This is a genomic window from uncultured Treponema sp., assembly GCF_934725225.1.
Lineage (GTDB): Bacteria > Spirochaetota > Spirochaetia > Treponematales > Treponemataceae > Treponema_D.
Genome location: NZ_CAKVAM010000003.1, coordinates 65,252 through 90,053 on the forward strand (window position 1 = coordinate 65,252; position 24,802 = coordinate 90,053).

General features: G+C 41.3%; 20 protein-coding genes and 2 tRNA genes. 15 read left to right on the forward strand and 7 right to left on the reverse strand.

What is annotated here, in order from left to right; all coding sequences use genetic code 11:
- Positions 1-137: 137 nt before the first annotated feature.
- The 3 genes from trpS to Q0H92_RS05220 form a co-directional block, all read right to left on the reverse strand.
- Positions 138-1,223 (reverse strand): tryptophan--tRNA ligase, encoded by a 1,086-nt coding sequence (gene trpS, locus Q0H92_RS05210; RefSeq protein ID WP_296012654.1) that lies wholly within the window; start codon positions 1,221-1,223, stop codon positions 138-140.
- 106 nt (positions 1,224-1,329) lie between these two features.
- Positions 1,330-2,811 carry a glycogen/starch synthase gene (locus Q0H92_RS05215; RefSeq protein WP_296012656.1) on the reverse strand — a complete coding sequence of 494 codons (1,482 nt, stop codon included), beginning with the start codon at positions 2,809-2,811 and terminating at the stop codon, positions 1,330-1,332.
- The gene (locus Q0H92_RS05220; RefSeq protein WP_296012658.1) at positions 2,808-4,013 is read right to left on the reverse strand and encodes a pyridoxal phosphate-dependent aminotransferase; all 1,206 of its coding nucleotides are present in this window, start codon (positions 4,011-4,013) and stop codon (positions 2,808-2,810) included. The genes Q0H92_RS05215 and Q0H92_RS05220 overlap by 4 nt, the downstream gene beginning before the upstream one ends.
- A 200-nt stretch (positions 4,014-4,213) precedes the next feature.
- Here Q0H92_RS05220 and Q0H92_RS05225 point away from each other — a divergent pair.
- Together Q0H92_RS05225 and Q0H92_RS05230 are read left to right on the forward strand one after the other, a co-directional pair.
- Positions 4,214-4,286 (forward strand) — tRNA-Thr (locus Q0H92_RS05225).
- 6 nt (positions 4,287-4,292) lie between these two features.
- Positions 4,293-4,373: transfer RNA gene (locus Q0H92_RS05230), tRNA-Tyr, on the forward strand.
- Between the two features lie 237 nt (positions 4,374-4,610).
- On the opposite strand, the gene Q0H92_RS05235 is transcribed toward Q0H92_RS05230, so the two are convergent.
- The 3 genes from Q0H92_RS05235 to Q0H92_RS05245 form a co-directional block, all read right to left on the reverse strand.
- Positions 4,611-6,293 carry a galactoside ABC transporter permease gene (locus Q0H92_RS05235; RefSeq protein WP_296012660.1) on the reverse strand — a complete coding sequence of 561 codons (1,683 nt, stop codon included), beginning with the start codon at positions 6,291-6,293 and terminating at the stop codon, positions 4,611-4,613.
- A 17-nt stretch (positions 6,294-6,310) separates the two neighbouring features.
- Entirely contained in the window at positions 6,311-7,804 is a 1,494-nt protein-coding gene (locus tag Q0H92_RS05240) for a sugar ABC transporter ATP-binding protein (RefSeq protein WP_296012661.1), read from the reverse strand.
- Between the two features lie 120 nt (positions 7,805-7,924).
- Complete coding sequence (locus Q0H92_RS05245; protein WP_296013216.1) at positions 7,925-9,100, reverse strand: substrate-binding domain-containing protein; 1,176 nt, start codon at positions 9,098-9,100, stop codon at positions 7,925-7,927.
- A 346-nt stretch (positions 9,101-9,446) separates the two neighbouring features.
- Between Q0H92_RS05245 and Q0H92_RS05250 the strand changes: the two genes are divergently transcribed.
- Positions 9,447-10,475, forward strand: a complete 1,029-nt coding sequence (locus Q0H92_RS05250) for a LacI family DNA-binding transcriptional regulator (RefSeq protein WP_296012663.1) — start codon at positions 9,447-9,449, stop codon at positions 10,473-10,475.
- A 69-nt stretch (positions 10,476-10,544) separates the two neighbouring features.
- On the opposite strand, the gene Q0H92_RS05255 is transcribed toward Q0H92_RS05250, so the two are convergent.
- Complete coding sequence (locus tag Q0H92_RS05255) at positions 10,545-13,013, reverse strand: glycosyl transferase (RefSeq protein ID WP_296012664.1); 2,469 nt, start codon at positions 13,011-13,013, stop codon at positions 10,545-10,547.
- Positions 13,014-13,166: 153 nt separating this feature from the next.
- Here Q0H92_RS05255 and Q0H92_RS05260 point away from each other — a divergent pair, with 153 nt between their 5' ends.
- From Q0H92_RS05260 to Q0H92_RS05315, 12 genes are all read left to right on the forward strand, one after another.
- Positions 13,167-14,510 carry an ankyrin repeat domain-containing protein gene (locus tag Q0H92_RS05260; RefSeq protein ID WP_296012666.1) on the forward strand — a complete coding sequence of 448 codons (1,344 nt, stop codon included), beginning with the start codon at positions 13,167-13,169 and terminating at the stop codon, positions 14,508-14,510.
- 2 nt (positions 14,511-14,512) lie between these two features.
- Complete coding sequence (gene rsmD / locus Q0H92_RS05265) at positions 14,513-15,070, forward strand: 16S rRNA (guanine(966)-N(2))-methyltransferase RsmD (RefSeq protein ID WP_296012667.1); 558 nt, start codon at positions 14,513-14,515, stop codon at positions 15,068-15,070.
- Between the two features lie 88 nt (positions 15,071-15,158).
- Entirely contained in the window at positions 15,159-15,497 is a 339-nt protein-coding gene (locus tag Q0H92_RS05270; protein ID WP_295798089.1) for a hypothetical protein, read from the forward strand.
- Between the two features lie 12 nt (positions 15,498-15,509).
- Complete coding sequence (locus tag Q0H92_RS05275) at positions 15,510-16,655, forward strand: tetratricopeptide repeat protein (protein WP_296012669.1); 1,146 nt, start codon at positions 15,510-15,512, stop codon at positions 16,653-16,655.
- Positions 16,656-16,664: 9 nt separating this feature from the next.
- A complete protein-coding gene (gene rlmN, locus Q0H92_RS05280) occupies positions 16,665-17,693 on the forward strand; it encodes a 23S rRNA (adenine(2503)-C(2))-methyltransferase RlmN (RefSeq protein WP_296012670.1) in 1,029 nt (342 codons plus the stop codon).
- A gap of 69 nt (positions 17,694-17,762) precedes the next feature.
- Positions 17,763-17,972, forward strand: a complete 210-nt coding sequence (locus tag Q0H92_RS05285; protein ID WP_296012672.1) for a heavy metal transporter — start codon at positions 17,763-17,765, stop codon at positions 17,970-17,972.
- 6 nt (positions 17,973-17,978) lie between these two features.
- On the forward strand, positions 17,979-18,923 hold the full coding sequence (locus tag Q0H92_RS05290; protein ID WP_296012674.1) for a D-2-hydroxyacid dehydrogenase: 945 nt from the start codon (positions 17,979-17,981) through the stop codon (positions 18,921-18,923).
- Positions 18,924-18,997: 74 nt separating this feature from the next.
- Positions 18,998-20,284 (forward strand): 3-isopropylmalate dehydratase large subunit, encoded by a 1,287-nt coding sequence (locus Q0H92_RS05295; protein ID WP_296012676.1) that lies wholly within the window; start codon positions 18,998-19,000, stop codon positions 20,282-20,284.
- A gap of 25 nt (positions 20,285-20,309) precedes the next feature.
- On the forward strand, positions 20,310-20,843 hold the full coding sequence (locus Q0H92_RS05300) for a 3-isopropylmalate dehydratase small subunit (protein WP_013701560.1): 534 nt from the start codon (positions 20,310-20,312) through the stop codon (positions 20,841-20,843).
- Between the two features lie 330 nt (positions 20,844-21,173).
- Positions 21,174-22,013: a TrmB family transcriptional regulator gene (locus Q0H92_RS05305; RefSeq protein WP_296012677.1), complete on the forward strand. Its 840-nt coding sequence runs from the start codon at positions 21,174-21,176 to the stop codon at positions 22,011-22,013.
- Between the two features lies 1 nt (position 22,014).
- A complete protein-coding gene (locus Q0H92_RS05310; protein ID WP_296012679.1) occupies positions 22,015-23,370 on the forward strand; it encodes an MATE family efflux transporter in 1,356 nt (451 codons plus the stop codon).
- Between the two features lie 21 nt (positions 23,371-23,391).
- Positions 23,392-24,792 carry an alpha-amylase family glycosyl hydrolase gene (locus tag Q0H92_RS05315; protein WP_296012681.1) on the forward strand — a complete coding sequence of 467 codons (1,401 nt, stop codon included), beginning with the start codon at positions 23,392-23,394 and terminating at the stop codon, positions 24,790-24,792.
- The last annotated feature ends 10 nt before the right edge of the window (positions 24,793-24,802 follow it).

Here is a 24,802-nt window from a genome sequence, read left to right on the forward strand (position 1 = left end):
TTATATGATACAAAATGCAATACAATACGTCAATTTTTTGGAATTTTAAAATAAATAAGCATTTTGCGAAAATAAAGTTTCATTTTCTAAAAATAAATCCTGCCGTTTTTGCAGCAGGATTTTTGGAACAGTTAAAGTTAAATTTTCATGTTCATGGCTTCGCGAACTTCGTCTAAAGTTTTTATGGCGATTGCGCGCGCTTTTTCCACGCCGTCAAGAAGAACCTGTCTTATATAGTCAGGATTTTTTTCAAGTTCGGCTCGTTTTTGTCTTAATGGACGAAGTTCTTCATTCAAGGCTTCAGCAAGAACTTTTTTAAGCTCACCGCTTCCCTTTTCTCCAATCCGCTCAGCAATAACAGCCGGCTCTTCTTTTGTGCAAAGAGAAATCAGCATAAGAAGATTTGCGACTTCCGGGCGGTTTACAGGGTCATAAGTTATGACGCGTTCTGAATCAGTTTTCGCTTTCTTTATAAGAGAGGCGGTTTCGTCTTCGGTGCTGCAAAGGAATATCGCGTTTCCACGGCTCTTGCTCATTTTTTGGCTTCCATCCAAACCAAGAATGCTCGGTGTTTTTGAAAGCAATGCTTGCGGCAAAGGAAAAACAGGCTCGCGGTTCTTGCAGAATTTCCGGTTGAAAGCCTTTGCAATGTTCCGTGTAAGCTCAATATGCGGAAGCTGGTCTTTTCCAACAGGAACAACATTTCCCTTGCAGAAAAGAATATCGCAAGCCTGATGAATCGGATATGTGTACATTCCGGCGTTCACGTTTGTAAGTCCCGCGCTGGCAATTTCTTCTTTTACAGTCGGATTTCTTGAAAGCTCCGCATTGCTCACCAAAGTCAAAAATGGAAGCATAAGCTGGTTGCATTCCGGAATATAACTGTGCGGATAAATTACAACATTTTCACCAGGCTCAATTCCGGCGGCAAGATAATCGATTACAAGCTGCTTTGTGTTCTGGCTGATTTTATCAAACGCATCGTGGTCGGTCAGAACCTGATAGTCCGCAATAAGAATCATTGTAGGAACGCCAAGTTTTGCAAGGCGCACTCTGTTCTGCAAAGAGCCAAAGTAATGCCCGATGTGAAGATTTCCAGTCGGACGGTCGCCTGTAAGAACCCTGTATTTCTGCGGATTTACTTGAATATCTGCTTCTATCTGCTTTGAGCGTTCCACTGACGCCAAAAAAGTCTTGTTGCTGTCAAATTCTTCGTCTGCCATTTGATTCCTCAAGTTAAAAAAAGTGAAGTTTAGATTATCATATTGCGCGCCGTTTAGCAATCAGAGCCAGTTCAAGAGAAAAATTCAGTTGACCGGCTCTAAGAATTTATTGTCTTATTCCGCAGCCACGTTCCAAAGCTTCTTTATAAACCTGAACATATTTTTCAGCAGCTTCATCCCAGCCAAATGTTTTTTTCATTCCTGCCTGCTGCATTTTTTTGATATGATCTTTTTTGTTGTAATACGCCCAAACAGCCCAGCCAACAGTATCATAAATAGCACGAGGAGTAAGCTGCTCAAATACAAATCCAGTGCCATCACCTGTCTGCTGATTGTAGTTATCAACAGTATCTGCAAGTCCGCCTGTTTTTCTTACGATTGGCAAAGTTCCATAAAGCATTGAATAAATCTGGTTCAAACCGCATGGCTCATATTTTGAAGGCATAAGGAAGAAATCGCTTCCGGCTTCAATAAGATGGCTCAAAGCGTCGTCATATCCAATGTAGGCTCTAAGGTTCGGAAGCTTTGACTGCAAGGCGCAAATCTCGTTTTCGCACCAGCTTTCTCCGCTGCCAAGAATTGCAAACTGAACTTTCATATCCGTGCAAATTTGGTAAATCGAACCGTAAGTCGGAGCAAAAATTTCAGCAATGCCCTTTTGGTCAACAAGACGCGTAACAATTCCAATGACGGGAATTTCAGGATTTACTTCAAGACCCATTTTTTTCTGAAGCTCTTCCTTGCATTTTGCTTTTCCAGCCATATTTTTTGCTGAATAAGTCGCAGGAATTTTCTTGTCAATTTCCGGATTCCACTGACGCAAATCCGCGCCGTTCAAGATTCCTTTTATAACATCAGCCCTTGCGCGCAAAAGTCCGTCCATTCCGAATCCGCCTTCCGCAGTCTGAATCTCATGCGCATAAGTCGGCGAAACAGTCGTTATCATATCGGAAGAAGAAACGCCTGCCTGCAAGAAATTTATTCCGCCGTCATGCTCAAAGCCCGCGCCATAATAAAGTCCCCAGTCAATTCCAAGAGCTGGAAAAGAATTTTTTGAATACTGGCCTTGATAGCCCTGATTGTGAATCGTAAGAACGCTCGCAGTTTTTTCAAATCCGCAGTAACGGCAAACATGCTTTAAAAGAACCGGAGCAAGACAAGTTGACCAGTCGTGGCAATGGATTATATCAGGAAACCAGCCAAGCTTGCGGCAAAGCTGAAACGCTCCGTGGCAAAGAACAGCAAATCTATAAGGATTGTCGTGGAAATCAGTTTCAGAAGGAACGCCGTAAACTCCGTCTCTTCCAAAACACTGCTCATGGTCAATAAAATAAACCGGAAGTTTTTCGCAGCCCGGCATTGTTGCTGTGTAAACTGCAGACCAAGTTTCAACAGTTCCAGCGGCAATCGCCATAGGTCCTTCAAGTTTTACAAGCTTGCTTCTGTCGATTTTATAGTAGCGCGGCATAACAATTTTTACGTCATGCCCCATTTTTGTAAGCTGAATTGCAAGCGCGCTCACCATGTCCGCAAGTCCGCCTGTTTTTGCAAAAGGAACTGTTTCTGCTGTAACCATTAAAATTTTCATTTTTCTTCCTCCAAATCTTTCATTGCCTTTACAAAAGCTTTTCTTGAATTTTCAATTGATTTTTCGCTCACACAGTACGCAAGCCGAATCCATCCTTTTCCGCCGAAGCCGCTTCCCGGAGCAGAAAGAATATTGTATTTCTTTAAGTAATCGCAAAAAGCCATATCGTCCGCGCCAAAAGAGTCAGGAGCTTTGCACCACATATAAAACGCGCCTTCTGGAACAATATGCTCAACTCCAGCTTCGTCCAGCACATCCATAAGCATATCACGGCGTTTTTTGTAAAGAGAATAGTCAACTTTTACATTCCAAGTTTCAGCAACCACACGCTGAAAAAAAGCCGGAGCATTTACATAGCCCAAAATTCTTGTTGTAAAAATACAAGCGGCGACAACTTCATCCTTGTCGGGGCAGGCAGGATTTACGCAAATGTAGCCGATTCTTTCTCCCGGAAGACTTAAATTTTTTGCAAATGAAGTTACAATAATTGCGCTGTCATAAACTGGAAAAACTGGAGCAACAGAATTTCCGTCGTAAACAATCGCGCGGTAAGGCTCGTCGCATACAAGATACGGTTTTCTTCCGCATTTTTTTGCATGAAGTTCCAGAGCATCAGCAAGCTTCTTTATTTCTTCCTTTGAATAAATGCGGCCAGTCGGGTTGTTCGGACTGTTTATAAGAACAGCGGCAGTTTTTTCTGTCAAAGCGGAAGCAATCGCATCAACATCAAGCGAAAAATCAGGCTTTGCAGGAACTTCAATTAAATTTCCGCCGTAATTATGAACATAATGCCTGTATTCTGTAAAAAATGGAGCAGGAACAATAACATTGTCGCCTTCAGAAACAATCGCTTTGAAAAGACTATTTAAAGCTCCAGCCGCGCCAACAGACATTACAACGCAGCTAAAGTCAACTGGAACGCCTTGCTCCGCCTCTGTTTTTTTTGCCATTGCCTCTCTTGCAAACTGATAGCCAGGATTCGGCATATATCCATGGAAATTTTTTTCACGCTTTTTTGCAAGTTCTTCTATGCACTTAAAAATTTCTTCCGGCGGATCCAAATCTGGATTTCCTATGCTGAAATCAAAGACATTGTCCTCTCCGTATTTTTTCTTAAGTTCAAGACCTTCCTCAAACATTTTTCTAATTACGCCAGCAGTTTTGCTAGACATTGTTTCCTTTATATAAGGCGAAACCGGCATTTATCTGTACTCCCAAATTAAATGAAGTTTTTTTATTGAAAAATTATAACACACAAATATGGATTTAACAAATTTTATTATTTTCACCTGATTAAGAAAAATCAAAAAAAATAGCGAATTTTAAACCAAAGATATTGACACAAAATGCGCTATAGTATATAGTCTTTTCATCGGCTTGATTAAACGCAAGTTGATTATCTGCTGCTTTAGCTCAGTTGGTAGAGCACGTGATTTGTAATCTCGGGGTCGTGGGTCCAAGTCCTACAAGCAGCTTGAGTCGGGGAGTTTCCCGAGTGGTCAAAGGGGGCAGACTGTAAATCTGTTGGTTTTCCTTCGTAGGTTCGAATCCTTCACTCCCCAAGCAGGCACTAAGTTTTCTTAGTGTCTTTTTTTATTTTTAAATCATTTATTGTTCCAAATTTCGAATAGATTACCGGGTCAAGCCCGATAATGACAATAAAATATAAAATCAAAATTCAGGCTTCAAAATAAATCAGAATCAAATCACAAAAAAAACGCACCCTTGAAGCTAAAAGCCCCAAAGGTGCAAAATTGGAGGAAAGTTATTCAGACAAAAATTTATTTACAATTCTGCAGCTATTTCCGCTTAAGATATTTTATGCTGTCAAGCGCAACCGCCGCAATAATTATAAATCCCTTAAATACAAACTGAAGGTTCGTGTCAATTCCAAGGAATGTAAGGCAGTAAGTAAGGCTTGTGAAAATTATAACGCCAAGAACTGCGCCGCCGATTTTTCCAATTCCGCCGTTAAATGAAATTCCGCCGACAACACATGCCGCAATAGCATCAAGCTCATAGCCCTGCCCTGTTCCTGCGCTTGCGTTTGCCTTGAAAGCTTCAAAGAACGCGCCGAATCCGTAGAAAATTCCTGCCATAATAAACACGCCCAAAGTTACCTTGAAAACACTGATTCCGCTTACACTTGCAGCTTCTGCGTTTCCGCCTACAGCATACATATTTTTTCCGAACGTCGTCTTGTTCCAGATAAACCAGGCGACAACAATCGCAATCGCGGCAGGAATAATCAGTTTAGGGAACGTAACAAGCTCGCCGTTTATAACTCCAAGAACCCATCTTCCGCCGAAAACATCCTTGATTCCGCTGTCAATTGAGCCGACTGGAGTTCCGCTTGTTCCAAAGAACAAAAGTCCGTATATGATAAGCTGGGTTGCAAGAGTTGAAATAAACGGATGAATCTTGAGCCTTGCTGAAAAAACGCCGGCAAACGCGCTGAAAAGCACACAAAGGAACACAGAAGAAAACAAAGCCATTATTACGCGAACTGCCATAGGAATCGCAGTAAAATCCCAAGGTCCCATTCCAAAGAAAGTGACAATATTCTGTCCCGGATGAAGCACAAGTCCTGTAACAACCGCGCCAAGAGCAACCATTCGGCCTACGCTCAAGTCTGTTCCGGCAAGAAGAATAAGCCCCGCAACTCCAAGAGCATAGAACATACGGGTTGAAGACTGTTCAAGGATTGTAAATATGTTCGGAAGCGAAAGAAGATTTCCGTTTCCAGAAATAGGAGCCAGAATAATGCAGACTATAAAGAACACAAGAATCGCAAGGTAAAGTCCGTTGTCAAGGAAAAATTTTGAAAGCTTGAACTTATAAATATAGTCATTCAAGTTAAGCACAAAGTCTTCTGAAAACTTGTTTTTTCCGTTGCGCAGGCTTCTGTTTTTTTGAACATGATTTACAAATGCCTGATTTTTTGCGTCCTTGCATCTTCCAACTGCGGAAGACAAGCGGCTTTTTGCATCGAACAAAGCTGATTTTGTTTCATATTTCAGAGTCGCAATTTCTTCTTTTAAAGCGGCGGAATCCATTCCAGAAGATTTCAGCTTGCTTTCTTTTTCCGCGGATTCAGATTTTATCTTCAATATTTCCTGCGCAAAATCCTGCTTATGCTTTGCAATGGATTCATTTTCAGAGCGAACAACCTGAGCGATGTATTCCTTTGAAATTGTGTTCGCATAGGCAACGGCTTCTTTTTCAACACGGATTTCTTCCGCCTTGTTTTTTGCCGCGATTTCCTTTGCTTTTTCAATTCCTTCTTTTTTTTCTGAAATTAAACGCTGTTTTTCGGCAGAATCAATCATCTTGCTTTTTTTCAGCGAGAAAATTTCCTGCTTCAAGTCGGCAATTTTGTTCACTCCGTCTTTTCGAAGATTATGCAGAGTTTCGGAATATCCGCGGAGTTTTTCGTCTTCATCCAGAGACTTTATTTCTGCAACAGATGCATTTTCGTTCATTTGCTTGCTCCTAGTAATCATAAGTATTTTGCAGAAAGTCTAAGCAAGGCTTCCTGATCCGTTTCTTTTGTATTTACAATTCCTGCAAGGCGGTGGTTTGACATAACGGCGATTCTGTTTGTAATGCCCAAGATTTCAGGCATTTCACTTGAAACAACGATTATTGTCTTTCCTTCTTTCGCCATGTTTATAATCAGCTGGTAGATTTCATACTTTGCGCCAACGTCAATTCCGCGCGTAGGCTCGTCAAGCAAAAATACCTGCGGCTGGCGTTCAAGCCATTTTCCGATTATAACTTTCTGCTGGTTTCCGCCGCTAAGAGAACTTATAAGCTCGTCAGCTGAAACGCATTTTGTGTGCATGGTTTTTATTTCGCGGTTGGCGGCCTCCTGCATCTTGCGGTTTGAAAGCACGCCGAATGTCTTGTAGCTGTCAAGGTTTGTAATCGTTGTGTTGAACTGGATTGTGTCTTTTCCGAACATTCCGTTCAGCTTGCGTTCCTCGGTAACAAGCGCAAAACTATAGTCCATCGCATCCTTGCTGTTTTTAAAATGAAGTTTTTTTCCGTCCATTATAATTTCGCCGGAAGCAATCGTTCTGATTCCGAACAAAGATTCCAGAAGCTCGCTGCGTCCAGCTCCGACAAGTCCGTACAATCCGAAAATTTCGCCTTTTTTTACAGTAAATGAAATATCTTCAAGAATTGGCTCATACTTTGTGGTAAGTCCGCGGACTTCAAGGAAATCTTCGCCCGGAGTATTGTCCACATCCGGGAAACGTTTGTCTAAAGAGCGACCGACCATTGCAGAGATAAGCTCGTTCATGTCGGTTGACTCAACAGACTTTGAAAGAATCATCTTTCCGTCCCGAAGAACAGCGACTTCGTTGCAAATCTGGAAAATTTCGTCCATCTTGTGCGAAATATAAACAAACGAAACTCCCTTGTTTCTAAGGTCATCTACTATAGAAAAAAGCTTATTGACCTCACGCTCCGTAAGTGAAGACGTTGGCTCATCAAGAACTATTATTTTTGCGTCGTAAGAAACCGCCTTTGCAATTTCCACCATCTGCCTTTGGGAAACAGACATTGTGCGCATAATGGTCTTTGGATTTACATTCATGCTAAGCGAAGCAAAAAGGCTGTTCGCCTCCTTGAGCATCTTAGCTTCGTCAACAATTCCCGCCCTCGTTGGATAGCGACCAAGAAAAAGGTTGTCTGTAACGGTTCGGTCAAGGCACTGGTTAAGCTCCTGATGCACCATTGCGACTCCGTTTTCAAGAGCTTCCTTTGGATTCTTAAAGTTTATGGGCTTTCCCAAAAGCGAAATTGAACCTTCATCCTTTGCGTAAATACCAAAAAGGCACTTCATCATTGTGGATTTTCCGGCTCCGTTTTCGCCCATAAGCCCAAGCACTGTGCCTTTTTTTACAGTAAGATTTATACCGTCAAGGACCTTGTTCTTTGCAAATGACTTTGAAAGATTTTTTATTTCCAGAACTATATCGTCCATAACGCTCCTCTTTTATCTGCTTAAAAAATGCCATGCCTTTTCGGGGCATGGCAATCTAAAAAAAAATCAAATACCTTCTGAAAATCAGGCTAGACTTTTCATCCAGCCCGAAATCAAACTTTAGTACTTGAGCTTGTCTGTATAGTCTCTTCCAGAGTTTGTCTTAACCATGTTGATTGCATAAGCGTCGTAGTTGTTAAGGTTTGTAAATCTGTCAAGACAGCTGGATTCGTTCTGTCCGTCTCCCTGAACTACTGTAAGGTCAATGTTCAAAAGCGGAGCGTAGTACTGCAAAGCAGGAAGATAAGAAGACGAAAGGAAGTTGTCCGCCGAGTTGTAAATTGTAAGCAAAACTTTCTTTGAAGGAGCAGTTGATTTCTTTACGCCTGAATCGCGGTTTCCTGCTGTGTACTGCTGCCAGTTTCCGCTGTTTACACCTGAGTTTTCAGCAAGCAAAGCCTTTGTTGAAGCAACATACTGAACAGGAGCAGAAATCTTGTTTCCGTAAGAATCCGGCTCTGAAATTCCTTTCTTGTAAACATCTTCGCCTGTAAGTCCGTCAAGAAGATTGCGCAAAACCTGAAGAGTCGCTGTTGCCTGAGCGTCAACGTTCTGGGAAACAGTTCCTGTGAGTTTTCCAGCGCCGATTGCCTCGATAGCGTCTGCGTTTGCGTCATATCCGAATACTGGAACTCCAGCCGGATAGTTTGAAGCCTGAAGACAGCCCATTGCCATTCCGTCGTTGTTAGAAACTACCATATCAAGCTGATTTCCGAACTTTGTAGCCCAGCCGCCCATTGCCTCTGTAGCAGCGTTTGCATTCCAAGTAGAACCGTCAGTTCCAGTCATTGCCTTTCCTTCAAGCTCAACAACTTTCAGTGTTTTTCCGCCTACAGAAATAGAGCCTTCCTTTACTTTTCCAGGATCTGTAGAGCCGTCCCAAGTTCCGAGAGCCTTGCGGATTCCCTCTGTACGAGCCTTAGAGTCATTGTGTCCGACGTCTCCAATGCAAAGGACGTATCCGAGGATTCCGTCTCCGTTGCGGTCAATAACGGCAGGATCTGCGGAAGCAAGATAGTCAGCAATAAGTTTTCCCTGAACAGCACCGCCGCCTGCAGCATCAAAGCCGACATAATAAGTCTTGCTGTTCCAGTTCATTGTAGCCATATCAATTTCGCCAGTTGTAGGATCAGAAGGCTGTCTGTTAAAGAAAACAAGCGGCTTGTCTTTGTTCATTACAACATCACCGCCAGCTTTAGAGCATCCGGTAAAAACCGCGCCGCCAATCAAAGCCATGCCAAGCACAGCGCAAACTGTTTTTTTCATATTTTGTCCTCCAAAAAAATAGTTAAACAGAATTTTCGTGTGTTCGTTAACACTATAATAAAATATATAAACCCGTTCTGTTCATTTGTCAAATAAATTCTTTTATAAATTTTAGTTATAAATGCGCTTAAAAAAAGTGATTTTAATTCATAAAAAAAAGAAAAATAATACTATAGTTTCAAAAAATAGAGAAAAATTGCTACAATTTTCACCGGCAAAACTTTTTTGCACAAAACAACTGAAAATTATTTGCGCCCCGAAAAAAACAATGCTAAAATGTGTACGTCAACACGTTTTGACAAAAGAAGAGGCGGCTATGACAATAACAGAAATAGCAAAAAAATCAGGCGTTTCAATCGGAACAGTGGACAGAGTTCTGCACAACAGAGGAAAAGTTTCAGAAAAAACAAAGCTCGCGGTAGAAGCCGTAATCGAAAAATACGGATACACGCCGAATCCGCTTGCCCGAACACTAAAAAAGAACAAGCCTTTTGTTATTGGAGTTTTGATGCCTCCGCCCGGCTCTGGAAGCGGCTACTGGCAAATGATTTTCAAAGGAATGAAAGAAGCTGAAGCTGAACTTTCCGCATTCGGAATAAAACTTGAATTTGAATATTTTGACAGAACTGAATACGGCTCAATGACAAAAGCTTCACAAAGGCTTTTTGAAAAGAACCTGCAGGCTTTGATAACAGTTCCAATTGTTCCGCAGGAAGCCGAGGAAATATTCAGCCAGATAAAAATTCCTTACATTTTCGTAGACTCACCGCTGCCAAGAGCAAATCCGACTATTACAATAGCGCAGAATCCGTACAGAGGCGGACAATGCGCAGGACACATAATGAAACTCCTAAAGAAAAGCGGAAAATTTTCTGTGCTGCGGTTTTACAAGGATTCATATAATCTTTTGGAGCGTCTAAGAGGATTCACGGATTATTTCAAGCACGACACAAGCTGCCAAGTCATAGAAACAATCTGTCCAAATGGCTCAAACCAAGGAATTTTCAATTTTCTGGATAATTTGTTCAAATCCGAGCCTGAAATAAACGGAATTTTTGCCACTCACACTGAAGGATTTATAATCGGGCAGTATCTTAGCTACACAAATAGAAAAAGCAAAGTCGCCCTGATAAGCTACGATATGCAGGAGCAGAATAGAAACGGACTTATGACTGGAAACATTGACTGCGTGATTTCCCAGCGTCCTGAATACCAAGGCTACACAAGCGTGAACGAAATTTTCAAGAGCAAAGTTCTTCTTCAGGAAATTCCGCAGAGAATTTTTGTTCCTATCGATGTGATTTTCAAGGAAAACGCAGGCGAATACAACCCCATAAAATCATAATAAAAAAGCTATACACCGTGCAAATCAATACACGGCATATAGCCAAAAACTGTTTTTCTACTAAATGAATCAGCCTACAGTTACAGAAACTTTAACCTGCTTTGCGCCGTTGTCGGCAACAACTGTAGTTCCGTTCGCCTTTCCGCCAGAAACAACTTCAACTTTTACATCTCCGTCGTTTTTGTTGTTCTTTACACTGATTATGTATTCAACTCCGCGGAATTTGCGTGTCATCTCGGCAGTCTTGATATGCTCCGGAAGACGAGGCTCCACAACAAGTCCTTCATAGCTTGGGCGAAGTCCGCAAAGATACTGGCTCAATGCAACAAAGTTCCAAGCGGCTGTTCCTGTAAGCCAAGAGTTCTTTGCTTCACCTTCACGGCGTGCTTCTTTTCCTGCGACCATCTGGCTGTAAACATAAGGCTCTGTGCGGTGGATGTCTGAAATTTCTTCAACATAAGCCGGAGCAATCTTCTTGTAATGCTCAAACGCATCCTGAGGACGACCGTTTACAACTTCGCCGATAATTACCCACGGATTGTTATGGCAGAAAATTCCTCCGTTCTCTTTGTATCCAGGCGGATAAGAAGAAACCTCGCCAAGCTCAATGTGGTAATCCTGATATGCAGGCCAGCAGATTACAATTCCGTACTTTGAATCAAGATATTTCTTTACGCTGTCAAGAGATTTTTCTGGATAGCCTTTGTCTTTTCCGACTTTTGCCATTGTTCCGAATCCCTGCGACTCAATAAAGATTTTTCCGTCCTTGCATTCATGCGAACCAATCTTGTTTCCGGCATCGTCATAAGCGCGGACATACCATTCTCCGTCCCAGCCAGCAGTGCAGATTGCCTCTTCCATTTTCTTGGCGGCTTCTTCTGCAAATTTAGCTTCTTCTTCATCGCCCTGAAGACGGCACATCGCGGCATAGTCAGGAGTTACATACACAAACATTTCAGCAATCATTACGGATTCAGCGTTCTTGCCTTCCTTGTTTGTGCAAGTCTGGAAAGAATCGTTCGGATTCATGCTGAAGCAGTTCAAGTTCAAGCAGTCGTTCCAGTCAGCGCGTCCGATAAGCGGAAGTCCGTGCGGTCCCATGTGAGTTGTGATGTAGCGGTAAGAGCGTTTAAGATGCTCGTACATTGTAGCCTTGTTTGTCTCGCTGTTGTCAAACGGAACCATTTCATTAAGGAAATCCTTGTCGCCAGTTTCGCAAATGTAGCGTCCAACGCCAAGCACAAGCCAAAGCGGATCATCATTAAAGTTAGAGCCGATGTCCGCATTTCCGCGTTTTGTAAGCGGCTGGAACTGATGGTAAGCTGAACCGTCCTCAAACTGAGTTGCGGCAACATCAAAAAGACGTTCGCGGATTCTTGAGTTAGGAAGCTGATGAGCCGCGCCAAGCATATCCTGAGAAGTATCACGGAAGCCCATTCCGCGTCCGATTCCGCTTTCAAAGTAAGAAGCTGAGCGCGCAAAGTTGTATGTGACGACGCACTGGTACTGGTTCCACAGAGCCATGCGGTCAAGTTTTTCGTCTCCAGTTTTAAGAGTAAAGTGAGAAAGAATTTCGTTCCAGAATTCCTTAAGAACATTGAATTCCTTTTCTACTTTTTCTTTTGTGCTGAATCTTTCCTGAATTGCATAAGCCTTTTCTTTGTTGATGATTCCGCTTGCTGTATTTGTGCGGAGAAGCTCGCCTTTTGTCTGTGTTGTCCACTTTTTGTCCTGATCATTTTCAACATATCCAAGAACAAAAACAAAAGTTTTTTCCTCGCCAGCCTTAAGTTCAACATTCAGGCGGTGAGAAGCAATCGGGCTCCATCCGTCAGCGACAGAGTTTCCGCTTTTTCCTTCCATTACAGTCTTTGGCTTAGAAAGCGGATTGTAAAGTCCAAGCCAAGTCTCGCGGTCTGTATCGAATCCGTCAACAGGAGCGTTTACAGAATAGAATGTAAAGTGATTGCGACGCTCGCGGTATTCAGTCTTGTGATAAATTACGCTGCCTTCAATTTCAACTTCGCCGGTAGAAAAGTTTCTCTGGAAGTTCTGGCAGTCGTCAGAAGCGTTGTAAAGACACCACTCAATAAAAGAAACAAGCGAAAGTTTTTTTTCAGACTTTCCTTCATTTTTGAGTGTAACCATTTCAACTTCGCAGTTAACGCCATTAGGAACCATGCAAAGAACCTGGGCGGAAACATCGTTTTTCTTAGAAGCGAATTTTGTATATCCAAATCCGTGGCGGCACTCGTAGCTGTCAAGAGGAGTCTGAGTTGGCTGCCAGGCAGGATTCCAAACTGTATCTCCGTCCTTGATATAGAAATAGCGTCCGTTAGAGTCAAGCGGAATGTCGTTGTAGCGGTAACGGGTCAAGCGGCGCAAACGGGCGTCTGTATAAAAGGCATAACCACCTGCTGTATTGGAAATAAGAGAGAAAAACTTCTCGTTTCCAAGGTAGTTAATCCAAGGGTAAGGTGTCTGTGGAGTTTCAATGACGTATTCCCTGTTTACATCATCATAATGTCCAAATTTCATAACTTTTCCTTCTATTAGTTAATCTAAAACTTCTGCCTTCCAAACTGGATGCAAAAATTTCAGCAAATTCTATCATGCCATATATCAAAAGTCAAAGGGATTTTTTTTCAATATTATTGTTTTTTTCAGCGCAGTTGAATATAATTGTAATATATGAAGAAGAAGTTTTTATTTGTATTTTTACTGGCCGCACTTATTCCTGCCGCCATGTACGCAAAAGACGATGTTGACTACGAGCTGCTTGCAAAACAGGGAACAGAAGCAGAAATCCGTCAGGCATTTAAAGAAAACCGGAACCTTTCTATGCAGGTATTCGGAAACAACAGAGAGACGTTTCTTATGCTCGCCCTGAAAAACAACAGAGACATCGGCATCATAAACCTTTGCCTCGAAAAAGAATCGAATCCAAACGCAAAGTCAAAAGAAGGAAAAACTCCGCTGATGTACGCGGCTCAGTATTCTTCTGACCAAAATGTAATCGACCTTGTTTCAAAGTACGGAATTGTTTTAAAGCGAAGCCGGGACGCAAGAGTTCTGCAGAAAGACAAAAGCGGAATGGACTCGTTCGCCTACGCAAGAATGAATCCTGAATACAGCGTTTACCAAAAGCTCACGGAATACACAGAAGACCCGGAAGGACTTTATGTTCCAGAGCCGCCCGCACAGGAAACAGCCGCCGAGACAGTTCCAGAAGCCGCGCAAGCTCAAGAACAGACAGCTTCAGCTGATTCAAATTCAAACGAAGAAAAAGCTTCAAATACTGAAAATGCAAAACAGGCTGAAATTCAGCAGTATGCAAGCGCATTTCTTTTGGACTACGCAGAAAACGAAGACAAACCAGCAGAACAACCGCCTGAAAATAAAACCGAATACATAGAAAATCCGAACGCGGCAGACAAAAACGGTGTTACACTTCTTATGAGAGCAGCAAAAGCCGGAAACGACTGGGACGTAAATTTGCTTCTTAAAAACGGAGCAGACGTAAATCTTAGGGACAAAGACGGCTGGACAGCTTTAATGTACGCGGTAAGATACCAAAACAACCTTAACATTCTCAATATGCTTATTGAAAACGCCGCATATATCCGTGTAAGAAACAAATTCAACGCCACTCCGCTTTTAATGGCTGCGGATTATTCACAGAATCCTGAAATAATTTCAGTTCTCCTAAAAAACAGAAGCGTTTCCGAGGATGAAGTTTTCAGGGCGTTTATCTTTGCAATAACAGGAAATTCGTCTTCCGACCACATCCGCGAAGCAAAAATCAAGCTGTTCCTTGACATGGGAATTCCGCTGAACCGCTTGTGGAAAGGACAGACTCCGCTTATGTACGCGGCGCAATACGGAAAATCAACTTTGGTTTTAAAGCAGCTCATAGACGCAGGCGCAAATCCGGCATTTCAGGATGAAAACGGAAACACAGCCTTTGACTACGCAAAATCAAACAAAAACCTTGCCCACGACGACATTTACTGGTCTCTTAACGGAGCAAACTAAAAATGAGAATTACAGGCGGAAAGCTAAAAGGGCGCGTCACAGAAACTCCTTACGGAAAAATGGCGATCCGTCCTGCAATGGACAAAATGAGAGAGTCCGTTTTTAACATAATAGGATTCTCTCTTGAAGGAAAATCTTTTCTTGACTTGTTCAGCGGCTCAGGAACAATTGCGCTTGAAGCAGTTTCGCACGGAGCTTCCGCAGTAACACTTTGCGAAATGGACAAGTCAAAGGCAAAGACAATCCTTAAAAATGTAAAAATGGCTGAAGAAGTCGGAGTTCGCATAAACTGCCGATTTATGGCTGTCGAGCTTTTTTTGAAACGCTGCAAAGAAAAATTCGACTACATATTTTTAGATCCGCCTTTTCCGTATAAATTCAGAAAAGAACTTGTGGAAACTGCCGGAGCAAGAGAACTTCTTACAAAAAACGGACAGCTTTTAATCCACTACCCTGCCGAAGATCCGCTCCCGGACAAAATCGGAAACCTCGTGCTTTCAGACAAAAGAATCTACGGACGCTCAATCGTAAATTTCTATAAAAATGAAGAAGACGGCTAGCAGACAAACTGAAAGTCTTTAAAACCATTGCTTGACAAATCGAAATAACAAGTTACAATTAAAACTGTATTCTATAAGGTTAAAAGTAATGACAAGTAATTTAAAAAATCAAATCGACTCAAAGCCAGAAGAACTGAAATTCATAAAGACTTCAGATTTGCCGTTGGACGGACTTTCCGACCAGCAAAAAGTCGCTCTTAACAGAAAAGCAAACGCGCTGTTCAATGAAGGCAAAATTGAAATGGCAAAAAGGATTTTCATTACTACAGGATATTCAGACGGCCTTACAAGAATAGGAGACAATTATAACAAAGAAAACAAGTATTTAGACGCGCTGAAAATGTATCTGCTTGCCCACAACAAAAGAAAAAGCGAACCAATTATAGAAAAAATATCGCAGACTGTGTCTGTTATGCTAAAAAGTTAAGAGAGGTAAAAAATGGCTGATGAATTGAAACCTGAGGAATTCAGTTTTTCACAGACACAGGAATTCAACAAAACAGACGGCGCAAACGCAGCGATAAGCGAACTTTCAAAAAAAGGCTATCAGTATTTAAAAGACAACAGCACAAAAAAAGCAATAGAAGCATTCAGCCAGATTCTTAATATAGAAGAAAACAACAACTACGCGCTTGTGGGGCTTGGCGACAGCGAGCGGAAGCAATGCCATTTTAAGGAAGCAATTGAATATTACTCAAAATGCCTTTCCTGCCATCCAGGAAACAATTACGCTCTTTTTGGACTTGCGGATTGCTACAAGGCAATAAATCAGTACAAAAAAGCAATAGAAATCTGGGAGCAATATCTTGTCCATGACGACAGAAATATAACAGTTTTAACCAGAGTCGCCGATGCCTACAGAAAAATCAGAGACTTCAAAAAATCAAAGAATCTTTATTTAAAAGTCCTCGACATGGAAGAAAACAATGCCTATGCGCTGATTGGTCTGGGGCATCTTCACTACGATTTTAAGGAATACAAGGACGCGCTTTTTTACTGGACAAAGATGCTTGAAATGAATCCTTCGCACGTAGACATAAGAGTTCTAACTTCAATAGGAAACTGCCACAGAAAAATCAAGACATTCGAAAAAGGACTTCCCTACTTTGAAAAAGCTCTTGAACTTGACCCGAACAATTTCTATGCGCTGTTCGGAATCGCAGACTGCTACCGGGGAATGAACCAGCAGTTCCGCTCGATTGGCTACTGGAACAAAATCCTTGAAATTGATCCAAAAAATAAAGTCATTTTAACGCGCACCGGGGACGCATACAGAAACACAGGCGACTATGCCACAGCCGCAGAATATTACAACCGCGCAATGGACATAGATTTTGACATTTATGCTGCCTTGGGACTTGCGCTTATTTGCAAGGGAGAAGGAAAATTTGAAGAAGCGGCAGATCGGCTCACTCAGCTTGTAAACGGAGATCCCAAAAACTACCGTCTTTACATAGATCTTGCGGATTGCTACCTAAAAATGAACAATAAAAATGAAGCCTTGGAAACTCTTCATTCTTTCCAAAAGCTTGGAATAAAAAATCAGGCAATAAACGACTTCATAAACCAAATTCAAGAAAACTGATTATATTTTATGGAAAAAAAAGTTTCAATTTCGGGGCTTTTCCCTGAAGAAATAGCAAATGCAATACAATTGTCGCCGTCGTTCCGCGCAAAACAGATTTACGAATGGATTTCAAAAGGCGCGGAATCTTTTGAGCAGATGACAAACATCGACAAAGCCACAAGAAAATTCCTGGAAGAAAACACACTTCTCCGCTCGTCAAAAGTAACAGAAGTTTTAAAAGATCCTGACGGAACTATAAAGCTTCAAATTACACTTTCAGACGGACTTGCAATAGAAACAGTTCTTCTAACAGATAAAGAAGGAAGAAAAACTGCCTGTGTAAGCTGCCAGGCTGGTTGCGCAATGAGGTGCGCTTTTTGCCAGACAGGACGTCTTGGACTTGGAAGAAATCTTACCGCCGGAGAAATTATCGAAGAATTCCTCTTTATGGAAAAAGAAGCCGGAACACTAGACAACATTGTTTTTATGGGAATGGGCGAACCGCTTCAAAACCTAAATGCAATAAGAAAAGCCGTGGCGATTTTGACAGATAAAAAAGGAAGAGGCTTAAGCCCCAGAAGAATCACGTTAAGCACTTGCGGACTTATAAGCGGAATCTACGAGCTTGCGGAAAACGGACCTTTTGTGCGCCTTGCAGTTTCCCTAACAACAGCCGACCCTTTGCTTAGGGAACAGCTTATGCCGGTTTCAAAAGGAAATCCATTGCCTGAACTAAAAAAGGCGATAAAATTTTATTCAGAAAAAACTGGAAAAAGAATAACATTGGAAGCCGCCCTTCTTTCAGGACAAAACACAGGAATAGAAAGCGCAAAACGGATGATTGAATTTGCTGCCGGACTTGACGCATACATAAACCTCATTCCATGGAATCCAGTTGAAGGTTTACAATTTAAGACTCCTTCAAGGAAAGAATGTGAGGAATTTGTTAAGATTCTTGAAAAAGCAAACCTTAAAGTAAACTTAAGAACTCGCAGAGGTGCAAAAATTGGCGGCGCTTGCGGTCAATTAGGCCGTTCTGTGGCTTCAGGCATTTAAATTTGCTTGAAAAAAAACATAATCCCTATTATAATAATTCTGTATTTAAAATTTTGCTAGGAGACAAAAATGCAGAAAAAGATTTATGTTACAGGAATGGATGATGATGCGGCGGCAGCAAAAGTTGATGCAGCAGTAAAAGCAGTCGCAGGTGTTACAAATGTAGTCTCTTCAGCAGCAAAATGCCAAGTTTGCGTTGACTTTGACGAAGGAACAGCTGGAATCGAGGATGCGATAAATGCAGCAATCAATTCTACTGGCGTTATAGCGCTCGGCTAATTCTATATGAAAATCACAGTTCTTGACGGCAATGCCTTGAATCCAGGCGATCTTTCCTGGTCGCCACTAGAAAAGTTCGGGCAAGTCGCAGTTTTTCCAAGGACAGAGGCTTCTCTAGTTGCAGAAAGAATTGGCGACAGCGATGCGATTCTTTTAAATAAAATAAACATAACAGAAGAAATCCTCAATAAATGCCCGAATCTAAAATACATTGGAGTTCAGGCAACAGGCTATAATGTAATCGACTTGGAAGCCTGCAAAAAGCACAATATCACCGTAACAAATGTGCCGTCTTACAGCACAGCAGGAGTTGCGCAGCTTGTTTTCGCTTTTATAAGTGAATTTGCCTGCCACACGCAGCTTCATTCAGACAGCGTAATGTCCGGCGAATGGACAAAATGCCCGGATTTCTGCTACTGGAAAGTTCCGCTGATTGAACTTGAAGGAAAAACTCTCGGAATTTTCGGCTACGGAAGCATAGGCTCAAGAGTTGCAAGAATCGCGGAAGCCTACGGAATGAAAGTCATTGTCTGCACCAGAACTCCAAAGCCTGAAATAAAAAATCCAGTTGACATTTCAACTTTGTTCAATGAATCTGATTTTATTTCCCTTCATGCGCCTTTAACTGAAAAAACTAAAAATGTCGTAAACAAAACAACACTTTCCTTAATGAAGAAAACCGCATTTTTAATAAACACAGCCAGAGGTCCGCTTGTAAATGAAAAAGATGTAAGGGAATTTCTTGACAGCGGAAAAATTGCAGGCTACGCGGCGGATGTTGTAAGCGAAGAGCCTATGAAAGAAGACAATCCTTTGCTCGGCGCAAAAAACTGCATTATAACTCCGCACATCGCCTGGGCTGCCACAGAAACAAGGCAAAGGCTTTTGAATATCGTAATAGAAAACCTAAAATGTTTTATCATGGGAAAGCCGCAGAATGTTGTTTCATAAAATCATATTGACAATTTTATTTTTACTTAATAAACTTTAATTATACTAAAGTCTATTAATACAGAGGAATTTCTATGGGAAAAACTATAGCACAGAAAATCTTTTCATCACATTTGGTTGAATCCCCTTTTGAAGGAACAAACATTCTTAAGCTTGACAGAGTTTTCTGCCATGAAATCACAACGCCAATCGCAATCAACGACCTTGTTGAGCGGAACAAAGACAGAGTTTTTGACAGCACAAAAATCAAAGCAGTCATAGACCACGTAACTCCTGCAAAAGACAGCAAATGCGCAATGCAGGAAAAAATTATCCGTGACTGGGCAAAACGCAACAACATAAAAGACTTTTTTGACATCGGAGCAAACGGCGTCTGCCATGCGATTTTCCCGGAAAAAGGATTTGTGCGCCCCGGATTCACAGTAATCATGGGAGACAGCCACACTTGCACACATGGAGCATTCGGAGCATTTGCCGCTGGAGTCGGAACTACAGACTTGGAAGTTGGAATATTGAAAGGCGTATGTTCTTTCCGCGAGCCAAAAGCCATAAAGTTTGTTTTAAATGGCAAGCTCAAAGACGGAGTTTATGCAAAAGACGTAATTCTTTTCCTGATTGGACAGATTGGAGTAAATGGAGCCACAAACTGCGTTGCAGAATTTACAGGTCCAATCGTTGACAATATGTCAATGGAAGAAAGAATGACAATTTGCAACATGGCAGTTGAAGCTGGAGCAACAAGCGGAATCTGTTTTCCTGATATGACAACAGTAGAATATCTTTGGCCGTTTATCAAAGATGAATTCGAGTCAAAAGAAGCCGCCCTTAAAGAATACAGCAAATGGATTGACGATGAAGATGCGGAATATGAAAAAGTTTACACATTCGACTTGTCAAATCTTGAGCCTGTATGTACAATTGAATACAAGCCTGACCAGATAAGAAAAGTTTCAGAAATGAAAGGAACAAAAGTTGATCAGGTTTATATCGGCTCATGCACAAACGGAAGAATCAGCGACCTTCGTGTAGCCGCTGAAATTTTAAAAGGACACAAAATCGCAGAAGGCGTGCGCGGAATCGTAAGTCCTGCTACTCCGCTCGTTTACAAAATGGCGCTTGAAGAAGGAATCATAAAGATTTTCATGGACGCTGGATTCTGTGTTACAAATCCGACTTGCGGAGCCTGCCTTGGAATGAGCAACGGAGTTCTTGCAGAAGGAGAAGTTTGCGCTTCAACAACAAACAGAAACTTCAATGGACGCATGGGAAAAGGCGGAATGGTTCACCTTATGAGCCCTGCCACAGCCGCCGCAACAGCAATTGCTGGAACAATCACTAATTCATGCTTTTTTAAAGGCTGAAAAATAAATAAAGAAGAGGAACAAAATGAAACAGTTTGGTGGACAAGTTTTATTCTTGGATCGCTCAGATATTAATACTGACGAAATAATTCCTGCAAAGTATCTCACAGAAAATACAAAGCAGGCGCTCCAGCCGTATCTTCTTGAGGATTTAAAGCTTGAAGGTTTCAATCCAAAGACAGACGTTCTGGGCAAAAAAGTCATCATCACACGTGAAAACTTTGGCTGCGGTTCTAGCCGGGAACACGCTCCTTGGGCTTTGGAAGTAAACGGAATTTATTGTGTAATAGCAGTAAATTTTGCCCGCATTTTCCGCCAGAATATGTACAACTGCGGACTTCTTGCGCTGGACATGAGCAAAAAAGACATCGACGATATGTTCAGAACATTTGCAGACAAAGACACAGAATGCAAAATTGAACAGAAAGAAGACGGTACTTGGAAAGTAAAACTCATTGCCGGCTCACTTTCAAAAAGCTATCCTTTCAAGCTCGAAGGATTTGAAAAAGCCCTTGTTGAAAACGAAGGCTGGATTGGATACGCTGACAAAAAGTATTAATACCTTACCTTAATGTCATTATCCGGCTTGACCGGATAATCTTTAAACTGCCTTGGTAAACGCCAGGGCAGTTTTTTTTATCTGAATTTGAGATTTGTAAATTCACAGCAGATTCCTGACCGAGTTTACTGCGTAAACATCGCAGTATCGAGCACGAGAATGGCACTTAAACAATTGCTTTTATAACAAAAGTATGATTTTCTATATTAAACGCCTCAAAATTCCACAATTTTTATAATAAATAAAATATTTGTTGACATACAAAAAAAGAAGCGATATATTCAATAGTAGTAAAACAGTTACTACTAATATTTTTTTTCAAGGAAGAACATGACAGACAAAATCATTGACATACTGGGCAGCCTTGGTTTTTCAAAAATGGAATCGCTTGTTTACTGCGCGCTTGTTCCAGAAGAAAAAATGGGCGGCTACCAGATTGCAAAAAAACTGAATGCGCCCCGCCCTTCTGTTTATTCCGCGCTGGAAAATCTTTTAAAGAAAGAATGCATAACAAGCATTCCCGGTTCAACAGCAGAATATCAGGCAATTCCGCCGGACGTTTTAATTGACGAGATTTCACAAAAGTATTCAGACAACGCCGCAAAAGCAAAAGAAATGCTAAAGGAATTAAATTCGCCGATTTCAACGCAGGAACGTTTTGTAAACATTGAAGGCAAAACAAAACTTATTTCTGTTGTAAACAAACTTATTTCCGCGGCAAAAAAAGAAATTGTGTTCAACTGCTCAATGCCGCTTGAATATTTCAAGGACGCGCTTCTTTCGGCGGCAAAAAGAAAAGTGAGAATTGTTTTGTTCAGCTGGAAAAATCTTGACACTCTTGAAATTCCGCTGGAATTTTTCTGCGGATTTGACGGAACAGACTGCTGCCCAGAACAAAGAATCCTCTTGGTTTCAGACATGGCGCACTGCATTGTAGGTAGCAACGATCGGGCTGTTTTTTTCCCGCACAGACCGCACCACAAAATTCAAAAGCTGCCAGACGGAGAAAATGATTTTCTTGGAATGACAAGCGACAACAGGCTGATTGTGAATCTTGTTTCAGAACATATTCACTTTGATATTTACTTGCAAAAGCTAAGGAAAAAATTCAAACGCGATATTATTTCCAAAGACATTTGCATTGGAACTTTAATGGAGAAAGGAGTCTAAAATGAAGGCTGAAAACAAAACATTTTTAAACAATTTAATTTCAATTGCCGTTCCTATTTCGCTGCAGAATTTAATTCAGTCGTGTTTAGGAATGATTGACCAGATTATGATTGGACAGCTTGGCTCAAAAACAGTCGCCGCAGTAAGCCTTGCCGGAAGACCTTGCTTTGTAATGCTTTTTGCGCTAGGAGGAATCGCAGCCGCAAGCTCAATTTTCGCATCTCAATACGAAGGTGCAAAAGATTCTAGCAAGCACGCAAACGTAATGAGAGCTTCGGTTTTCGCAGCATTGGCAGTCGCACTTGTGTTTTTTATTTTTTCACTTTTCACACCTGAACTAGTCCTTTCATTTTTTACAAAAGACAAAGAAGTTATTTCAATAGGCAAAAATTACTTAATGATAAATTCTTTAAGTTACTTTGCGCTTGCAATCATCAGCTGCTGTTCGGCAATTTTAAGAAGCACAGGCTTTGCAAAAACTCCGCTAGTTACAGGATTTATTTCTGTCGTAACAAACACGATTCTAAACGCAATCATGATTTTCGGACTTTTAGGATTTCCGGCGCTTGGTTCAGACGGAGCTGCAATTGCAACTGTAATTTCGATATTTGTTCAATGCGTAATCCTGATTATTTTTATGACAAAGAAAAATCATCCTGCGAACATGAAAGCTGTTCTTTTGTGTAAAAACGACTTTTCATTTCTAAAAATATTTTTTATAACTGCTCTTCCTGCAATAGGAAACGAACTTTTATGGGCATTAGGAGATGCAGGCTACAGCGCGATATACGGACACATGGGAACAGCAGAGCTTGCGGCAATTACGTTAACCTTTCCTGTGCAAGGGTTAACAATCGGATTCTTCAGCGGACTTTCTGCAGCCACAGGAATTCTTATAGGAAACGAACTTGGCTCAAATGATTTTGACAAAGGCTATAGGCTCGCCTGGAAGTTTATAAAAATCTGCGTTGCAGGATGCGCCGCAATCGGAATTTTAATTTTTGCATTCGCTCCAATATACATAAACTTTTACAATGTTGAGCCACAAGTCCGTGAATATGCAAAACATCTTTTGTGGATATTCGCATTCTATTTATGGATAAAAGTCTGCAACATGATAATTGGCAGCGGAATTCTTAGAAGCGGCGGAAAAACAAAATTCACTTTGTTTCTGGATGTCTTGGGAACTTACGGAATCGGACTTCCGCTTGGACTTTTGGGCGCGCTGGTATTCAAGCTTGAAATCACAAAAGTTTACGCGCTTCTTTCCGTTGAAGAAATTGTAAGGCTTATAATTGGAACAGCAAGAGTTAAAAGCAGAAAGTGGATAGACAATATTACACAAAAAAACAATTAGGCAATCAAAATGGAGGAAAAGATGCTTAAAAGAATTTTTACATTTGCAATGATTTTTATTTTAGGAGTTTCTGCTATGTCCGCGGAAAATAAAATGCAAACAAAACAAGGAACTATACTTCACTGCTGGTGCTGGTCGTTCAAGACAATTGAAGAGAACATTGAAAAAATTGCAGAAGCGGGATTCACTGCAATCCAGACTTCACCGGCAAATGAATGCTTTGAAGGCGACAACGGCGGACTTGAAATTATGAGCCAGAAAAACGGAAAGTGGTATTATCACTATCAGCCTACGGATTGGAAAATAGGAAACTATCAGCTTGGAACAAGAGACGACTTTATCCGTATGTGCGCAAAGGCAAAAAAGTATGGAATCGCAGTAATTGTTGATGTTGTTCCAAACCACACGACAACGCACAAAGATGAAATTTCTCTGGACTTTATAGAAGCTGTAGGCGGAATGGAAAAAATGTACCACAAGAATTCCGACCACACAATCAGAAGCATGGCAAACCGCAGGGAAGTTACAAGCGCAATGCTCGGAGGACTTCCAGACGTGAACACAGAAAATCCGCTTTTTCAAGAATATTTTATGAACTACATAAATGACCTCATTGACTGCGGAGCCGATGGTTTCAGATTTGACACAGCAAAGCACATTGCCCTTCCCGATGACCCTGTAGATCCTGCTTCAAAAGAAAACGACTTCTGGCCAGTCTTTACAGGAAAAAAATCAGTAAACGGAAAATCTGTAAAAAACGCAGATGAACTTTTTATCTACGGAGAAGTTCTTCAAGAAGGAGCTTCAAGAGAAGATGCCTACGGAAAACTTTTTCCAGTAACAGCAAGCAACTACGGAAAGCTTTTAAGAAGCGCGTTAAAAAATGAAAAGCTAAACGCAAAAGGAATTGTAAACTTTCAAAACGCAGCTTCTCCAGAAGTTGTAACTTGGGTTGAAAGCCATGACACTTACGCAAACGAAGGAGAATCCGCTTACCTCACAAACTTTATGATACGTGCAGGCTGGGCAGTCATAGCTTCAAGAAAAGACGGAACTCCATTGTTCTTTAACCGCCCCAAAGGAAAAGAAGCCACACAGTTTCCGGGAAAATCCAAAATCGGAGAAACAGGAAACGATGAATATTTCAGCCCGGAAGTTTCCGCTGTAAACAAATTCAGAACCGCAATGCAAGGCGAAAACGAAAAATTCATCAACGGAGAAAACGCAGGAGTTCTAATTATAAAGCGCGGAGAAAAAGGCTGCGTAATCATAAACTTAAACTCCAAGCCGTCTGCAGTTCAAGTTGAAATAAAACTTCCAAAAGGAACTTACATCGACAAGGCAAACAAAACAAAATTTATCTGCAAGGATTCAGTTTTAAAAGGAAAGATAAAACCAAAATCAATTTGCGTAGTCTATTAAAAAATGTCGG

Excerpts from the sequence above, each read along its gene's own strand:
- Q0H92_RS05255 (WP_296012664.1), bottom strand. The coding sequence starts at position 13,013 with ATGAAATTTGGACATTATGATGATGTAAACAGGGAATACGTCATTGAA.
- trpS (WP_296012654.1), bottom strand. The coding sequence starts at position 1,223 with ATGGCAGACGAAGAATTTGACAGCAACAAGACTTTTTTGGCGTCAGTG.
- Q0H92_RS05240 (WP_296012661.1), bottom strand. The coding sequence starts at position 7,804 with ATGGACGATATAGTTCTGGAAATAAAAAATCTTTCAAAGTCATTTGCA.
- Q0H92_RS05235 (WP_296012660.1), bottom strand. The coding sequence starts at position 6,293 with ATGAACGAAAATGCATCTGTTGCAGAAATAAAGTCTCTGGATGAAGAC.
- Q0H92_RS05290 (WP_296012674.1), top strand. The coding sequence starts at position 17,979 with ATGAAAATCACAGTTCTTGACGGCAATGCCTTGAATCCAGGCGATCTT.
- Q0H92_RS05285 (WP_296012672.1), top strand. The coding sequence starts at position 17,763 with ATGCAGAAAAAGATTTATGTTACAGGAATGGATGATGATGCGGCGGCA.
- Q0H92_RS05250 (WP_296012663.1), top strand. The coding sequence starts at position 9,447 with ATGACAATAACAGAAATAGCAAAAAAATCAGGCGTTTCAATCGGAACA.
- Q0H92_RS05300 (WP_013701560.1), top strand. The coding sequence starts at position 20,310 with ATGAAACAGTTTGGTGGACAAGTTTTATTCTTGGATCGCTCAGATATT.
- rsmD (WP_296012667.1), top strand. The coding sequence starts at position 14,513 with ATGAGAATTACAGGCGGAAAGCTAAAAGGGCGCGTCACAGAAACTCCT.
- Q0H92_RS05305 (WP_296012677.1), top strand. The coding sequence starts at position 21,174 with ATGACAGACAAAATCATTGACATACTGGGCAGCCTTGGTTTTTCAAAA.
- Q0H92_RS05270 (WP_295798089.1), top strand. The coding sequence starts at position 15,159 with ATGACAAGTAATTTAAAAAATCAAATCGACTCAAAGCCAGAAGAACTG.
- rlmN (WP_296012670.1), top strand. The coding sequence starts at position 16,665 with ATGGAAAAAAAAGTTTCAATTTCGGGGCTTTTCCCTGAAGAAATAGCA.
- Q0H92_RS05310 (WP_296012679.1), top strand. The coding sequence starts at position 22,015 with ATGAAGGCTGAAAACAAAACATTTTTAAACAATTTAATTTCAATTGCC.
- Q0H92_RS05275 (WP_296012669.1), top strand. The coding sequence starts at position 15,510 with ATGGCTGATGAATTGAAACCTGAGGAATTCAGTTTTTCACAGACACAG.
- Q0H92_RS05215 (WP_296012656.1), bottom strand. The coding sequence starts at position 2,811 with ATGAAAATTTTAATGGTTACAGCAGAAACAGTTCCTTTTGCAAAAACA.
- Q0H92_RS05220 (WP_296012658.1), bottom strand. The coding sequence starts at position 4,013 with ATGCCGGTTTCGCCTTATATAAAGGAAACAATGTCTAGCAAAACTGCT.
- Q0H92_RS05260 (WP_296012666.1), top strand. The coding sequence starts at position 13,167 with ATGAAGAAGAAGTTTTTATTTGTATTTTTACTGGCCGCACTTATTCCT.
- Q0H92_RS05295 (WP_296012676.1), top strand. The coding sequence starts at position 18,998 with ATGGGAAAAACTATAGCACAGAAAATCTTTTCATCACATTTGGTTGAA.
- Q0H92_RS05245 (WP_296013216.1), bottom strand. The coding sequence starts at position 9,100 with ATGGCTTTGATTGGCGGCGCGGTTTTTACCGGATGCTCTAAAGCTGGC.
- Q0H92_RS05315 (WP_296012681.1), top strand. The coding sequence starts at position 23,392 with ATGCTTAAAAGAATTTTTACATTTGCAATGATTTTTATTTTAGGAGTT.